Below are 5,862 nucleotides of genomic sequence, written 5' to 3'. Positions count from 1 at the left end.
GGCAACGAAATGACAAATCCTGTTACCGCTGAAGTATGGGCTGAACATAGTGTTTGGCCACAAGACCCTGGGTTTAATCGTGCCCGAGAAGGTGGTATCACTACGCTACAAATTTTACCGGGTTCGGCTAACCTAATTGGGGGGCGTGGGGTGACACTCAAAAATGTTCCCGCGACAACCATGCAAGCGATGAAGTTTCCAGCCGCGCCTTATGGATTGAAAATGGCCTGTGGTGAAAATCCTAAATCTTTATATGGTAGCCGTAACGAATTACCTATGACTCGTATGGGTAATATGGCGGGGTACCGTACAGCGTTTATTCAAGCAACAGAATACAAACGTGCTTGGGATAAATATGATGCTGACTATGCCGCAGGTAAGAACCCTGTAGCACCAGAGCGCGACTTAATGAAAGACACTCTAAAAGGTGTGCTTGAAGGTGATATTTTAATTCACAACCATTGTTACAAAGCTGAAGAAATGGCAATGATGATCGACCTAGGTAAGGAGTTCGGTTATCACGCCGGTACATTCCATCATGCAGTAGAAGCTTATAAAATTGCCGATTTACTTGCTGAGAATGGTAACTGTGCTGCTATGTGGCCAGATTGGTGGGGCTTTAAACTCGAAGCATACGACATGGTGCTTGAAAATGTTGCTATGGTCGATGCGGTTAAAAACTCTTGTGCTGTCGTGCACTCAGACTCTGGCGTAACCATACAGCGCCTTAATCAAGAAACAGCAAAAATCATGCATAACGCAAATGCTAACGGCTTTAACTTAAAAGCTGAGCACGTGATTGGCTGGATTACTGCTAACGCAGCAAAATCATTGGGTATTAGCGATAAGACTGGTTCACTCGAAAAGGGTAAAAATGCAGATGTGGTTGTATGGAATACCAATCCGTTTAGCGTATACGCTCAAGCTGAACAGGTATTTATTGATGGTGCAAAAGTGTATGACCGCCAAGACCCTGCCTATCAGGCACAAAGTGACTTTATGTTAGGTCAGGAATAAGGAGCAAGACAATGACATTATTTAACAAATCTGCGCTTGCTTTGAGTTTATCAATGAGTCTTGCTTTAGTGACTAGCGCTGTTAAGGCTGAAACTATTGCCATTATTCATGCCACCGTGCATACCGCCACCGAACAAGGTGTATTAAAAGATGCTTCGGTTGTGATTGAAGACGGTAAAATTGTGGCTATTAATCCTCTATTACCGACTGCTGACACCATTATCGATGCCAAGGGTGCAATTTTAACACCTGGTTTTATCGCTAGCATGAATGATTTGGGCTTAGTGGAAATTGGTGCGGTAGCATCTTCACGTGATGCTTACGAAAAAGAAGCTGATGTTGTTTTCGATCCTAGTTTAGCTTACAACCCCAAGGCATCTACAGTGCCATTTGCTCGCAAAGGCGGGATAACTCGTAATGTAGTGTCGTCAGGTGGTGGCGAAGGCATTTTTGCAGGACAAACATTTACCGTAGACTTAAGTGGTGATTGGGACAGTATACTGGCCGCTAACACCGGATTAGTTGTTGCATTAGGTGCTAAAGAAGAAGGCTCTCGTGCAGCAGGAATGCAGCAATTGATCCATAAACTTGAAGATGCTAAAAAAGCGCAAGCCAAAAAGAGTAAAACGAAAAAAACTGCTGAAGATGATAGCGAAGTGCCAAGTCGTGAAGATGAGATTATTCACGCGGTACTCGCGGGTGAAAAACCATTAATTATCGACGTCGACCGTGCCAGCGATATTTTGCATTTAATTAAACTTAAACAAGACTTAGGCATAGATCTTATCCTGGTCAATGCTGCAGATGCTGTATTAGTGGCTGATAAGCTAGCGCAAGCCAACATTCCCGTGGTTATTGATAGCATGCGTAACTTACCAGAAAGTTTCGATGCATTGCATAATTCACTCGAAAATGCGGGTAAACTAGCAAACGCGGGTGTCAAAGTAGCCATTGCATTACCTGGTGATAGTCATGGTATTTACGCACTACGTTTTAGTGCTGGTAATGCGGTTGCTAACGGGATGAATTATGATGATGCCCTTGCTGCTGTGACGGCAAATGTGGCTGATATTTTTCATTTAGACTCTGGGCGGATTGCGGTCGGCAAGTCTGCAGATTTAGTGTTATGGAGCGGCGATCCGTTCGAGTTTAGCAGTAAGGTGCAAAAGATGTGGATTGCAGGAGAGGAGCAAAGCACAGACAGTCGTCAAGACAAGCTTCGTGACCGCTATTTGCATAAAACGGCAATGCCTGAAGCCTATAGCCGATAACATCTCACGATTTACGTGGGACGTTTCCCTAAATCGTTAATGAAGAGACAAAGCGAATGACAGATAAGTATGCTGTATTTGGTAACCCAATAGCCCAAAGTAAGTCACCATTTATACATACTGAGTTTGCCAAGCAAACTCAGCAAGACTTAAGCTATGAAGCTATTCTCGCACCGGTCGATCAATTTGACTCTTGGTTAACGGCATTCTTTGCCGATGGTGGTAAAGGTGCCAATGTTACTGCGCCTTTTAAAGAGCAGGCGTTTGCCATGTGCGACGAGCTCAGTGAGATGGCTAAACTCGCGGGCGCAGTCAATACCTTGTTTAATTTGCCCGATGGCAGAATTGGTGGTGATAATACTGACGGCATTGGTTTGGTTAATGACCTCGAAATGCTGTTTGGCTCCTTAAAAGGTAAACGAGTGTTACTGGTGGGTGCTGGTGGCGCGGCAAGAGGCTGCATTTTGCCTATTTTACAGCACAATGTGGCTCAGCTCGTTATTTGTAACCGGACCCACGAAAAAGCAGTGCAGCTTCAAAGTTTATTTAATGAATATGGTAATTTTTTTGCTAAACCCATTGATGACCTCAAATCTCCATTTGATTTAGTGATTAATTCAACTTCAGCTGGTTTATCGGGGCAGTTAATTGCTCTTCCGAGTGTTATTGTTGATGAAACCACTGATTGTTATGACATGACTTATAGCCGCCAAACCACTGTATTTAACCAGTGGGCTCAAGATCTACATGCCCATAAAACTGCTGATGGTTTAGGTATGTTAGTCGGCCAAGCTGCAAAGAGTTTTAGCCTATGGCGTGGTGTCGTTCCTGAAACCGCTTCAGTTATGCGACAACTACGAGAATCAATGATGCAAAAGGTAGCTGATTAATGAATCAAAGCGTAATTTTTTCCGATCAGCTGTTTATTGAAACGAATCAAGTAAGGTTCATTGCGCAGCTGCAGGGCATGAATATTAACTGTTTTGCTAGCTTCGGTATTATCAGCAAGCTCTGTGATCATCAAGACGTAAGTCAACATAATGCCGCCGGTTTATTTGAGCAATGCCGTTTTGATTTAGAAGACAAAGCGGAAAGTCTTATTGAACAAGAAGCTTTTAACGACAGCGGTGAGATTATAGTGGTGTGTTGAGGTGCCTAATGAGTATGATTTATCTTGTTAGTTGCGCAACCTTCCGCAGCCGGCCTTTTTTTGAGACCTTTCTGGATGTACATATTGTTATCCGCCTGCTTAAAGGCGCTTGCCCAATCTTGAACATAGTGCGCAATCCCGAAACTAAAGTGAATTCCCGGCGATAAAGCCGCTAAGTCTTGTTGCAGTTGGCTGATTTGTTTTTCGATGGTTTCTATAGGGCCACGGCATAATGCAACAAATTCATCGCCACCATAACGAGCAAGCAAAAATTCAGAGTGCCATAGCTTTTTTAATGATTGCGCAAAGGCTTTTAATGCATCGTCACCCGCCTGATGTCCATGTTGGTCATTTAGCGGCTTTAAATTATCCATATCTAAAATAATAATGTAGCTGGCTAAGTCTGGCTCATGTTGCCATTGTAAAATCGCGCTATCAAATTTCTTCCGGTTATACAGCTCAGTTAGTCCATCATAATCTGCCATGATTTCGATTTTTTTAGACTTCTGATACAGTGAAATTGCGTTAGCTGCTTCTGATGTAAGAATATTAACCAGATTTATATCATAATCACCAAAGGCTTCCATCTTGCTACTGTCTAAATTCATCATTCCATAAAGTTTACCGTCAATGCGTATAGGGCTCGATAAGGTTGAGCAAATCGGCTTTGTTGAAGCATGTAAGAGTGCGTGTTGATCATCGCTAGTGAGAGTACTTTTAGCATTGATGTTTTTCATATTGTTAATCACAACGGCTTTATCACAGCGCCCATTCGTGCTTCGAAATTGAAAGGTTTCCTCTAAAGTAAAATTTATTTTTCGCAAAGCCTCTAAATCTAAACCCACAACCGATTCAAATTGTAATCTACTGGTGTTCTTATCAACCAAAATCATACTGCCCATTTCGGCATCATCTATAGCAATAACCGCTTTTTGTAGTAGGGCGTCTAAGAAGGCATTTTCAGAATTGTATTGGCTCGATAAATTAACTAACTCATAAGTAGTGTCGTTAATATGGATAACTTGCTCTAAATGCTGCCAAAGCCGCAAAATATTCTGTTTATGAATGTGATAAGCGATGCCATAACTCAGTGTGTAAACAGCACAAACAAGGAATAGAGATAGATAAAAGAACGAATTATTAGGTATGGCGAATGTGAAGATAATAATAAATAGCGATAAAGGTACTGCAAGCAACAGTAGGTGACTGGTAAAATCGACATAGGCGATGTGTTTATTATTAATCAGACCTCTGGTATTCACTTCAAACATCCTGGGTTATAAATAGCTAAAACGACTTAACGATTAAACATCGTGTCAGTTTTATATTAAGTTAAGTTGTCGCCTCTACTAATTTAACCCTAGTGATCAGCATTCGTACGATAATGGCAGTATAAATCATACTGTATGTGTTAATAACTCTCTATCTTGTTCATCACTATAGTGGTTAAGCCAATAATATAAATGTGTTGAATAACTCATTTAGACAAAACTTAAAACGATATAGACCAACTTCATACAGATCTATATCGCTTACATGGCGTTTCTCTATTGCTGTAAATCCACTAAGTATTCATTTTTTAAACGAACATAGTTATCTGCAGACATTGGCAAGAAGGCTCGTTCTGCGTCAGCTAAAGGACGAACTTGTTTACAAGGACTGCCAACATACAAATAACCACTCTGCAAAACTTTATTGGGTGGTACTAATGAACCCGCTCCAACAATCACGTCATCTTCTACTATGGCCCCATCAAGTAAGATCGCACCCATTCCTATTAATACACGATGACCAATCTTGCAGCCATGCAACATTGCCTTATGACCAATAGTCACATCGTCACCAATAATCAAGGGATTTCCTTCAGGGTTAGAAGGCGATTTACGCGTGACATGCAATATACTGCCATCTTGAACATTACTGCGTTTACCAATGCGGATTTTATTCACATCACCACGGGCGGCAACTAATGGCCAAATACTTGCGTCATGGTCTAGTTTTATATCGCCCACAAGTACCGCAGACTCATCAACATAGACGTTATCAGCCAAATTGGGGTGAATTCCTTGGTAAGTTCTTACATTAGTAGACATAACAATCCTTATATATTCATGGTTTGTGACAGTATAATGCTTAAAAACTAGCTGGTCAGGCTAAATTATCCGCAAACAAGCCGAAAATAACAAATAACCTCAAAAAAGGCCTTGCACAAAATCTTGTGGTGCCTATAATGCGCATCCACTGACACGGCAGACAGCGAAAGCGGTTACCGAGTTAGGTTGAGTTAAGTGGTTCATATCACTGGATTCAAGGCGAAAAGAAAGTTTGAAAAAACACTTGACGCCGACACGGGAAAGCGTAGAATACGCACCCCAAGCCAACGACCTAGCGTCTTACGGCGATGTCTGAAAAATCGACATCACG

General features: G+C 41.8%; 6 protein-coding genes. 4 read left to right on the top strand and 2 right to left on the bottom strand.

Translation table 11 applies throughout. The features are described 5' to 3' along the window. The 4 genes from H5185_RS20915 to H5185_RS20900 form a co-directional block, all read left to right on the top strand. Positions 1-1,017 (top strand): amidohydrolase family protein (locus H5185_RS20915; RefSeq protein WP_182743067.1); only part of this gene is annotated, 1,017 nt, incomplete at its 5' end. Between the two features lie 11 nt (positions 1,018-1,028). Next, positions 1,029-2,288 carry an amidohydrolase family protein gene (locus H5185_RS20910; protein WP_182743065.1) on the top strand — a complete coding sequence of 420 codons (1,260 nt, stop codon included), beginning with the start codon at positions 1,029-1,031 and terminating at the stop codon, positions 2,286-2,288. A 56-nt stretch (positions 2,289-2,344) separates the two neighbouring features. Next, positions 2,345-3,178, top strand: a complete 834-nt coding sequence (aroE, locus tag H5185_RS20905; RefSeq protein ID WP_182698810.1) for a shikimate dehydrogenase — start codon at positions 2,345-2,347, stop codon at positions 3,176-3,178. Beyond that, on the top strand, positions 3,178-3,438 hold the full coding sequence (locus H5185_RS20900) for a DUF1488 domain-containing protein (RefSeq protein ID WP_182698809.1): 261 nt from the start codon (positions 3,178-3,180) through the stop codon (positions 3,436-3,438). The genes aroE and H5185_RS20900 overlap by 1 nt, the downstream gene beginning before the upstream one ends. A 5-nt stretch (positions 3,439-3,443) precedes the next feature. Here H5185_RS20900 and H5185_RS20895 read toward each other — a convergent pair whose 3' ends face one another. Together H5185_RS20895 and H5185_RS20890 are read right to left on the bottom strand one after the other, a co-directional pair. Further along, on the bottom strand, positions 3,444-4,700 hold the full coding sequence (locus H5185_RS20895; RefSeq protein WP_310741692.1) for a sensor domain-containing diguanylate cyclase: 1,257 nt from the start codon (positions 4,698-4,700) through the stop codon (positions 3,444-3,446). A gap of 285 nt (positions 4,701-4,985) precedes the next feature. Continuing rightward, the gene (locus tag H5185_RS20890; RefSeq protein ID WP_182743063.1) at positions 4,986-5,531 is read right to left on the bottom strand and encodes a gamma carbonic anhydrase family protein; all 546 of its coding nucleotides are present in this window, start codon (positions 5,529-5,531) and stop codon (positions 4,986-4,988) included. Positions 5,532-5,862: the final 331 nt, after the last annotated feature.

This window comes from Shewanella sp. SG44-6 (assembly GCF_014164185.1).
Lineage (GTDB): Bacteria > Pseudomonadota > Gammaproteobacteria > Enterobacterales > Shewanellaceae > Shewanella > Shewanella vesiculosa.
Note: the sequence above shows the minus strand (reverse complement) of the source record. Positions and strands in the feature narration are given on the sequence as shown.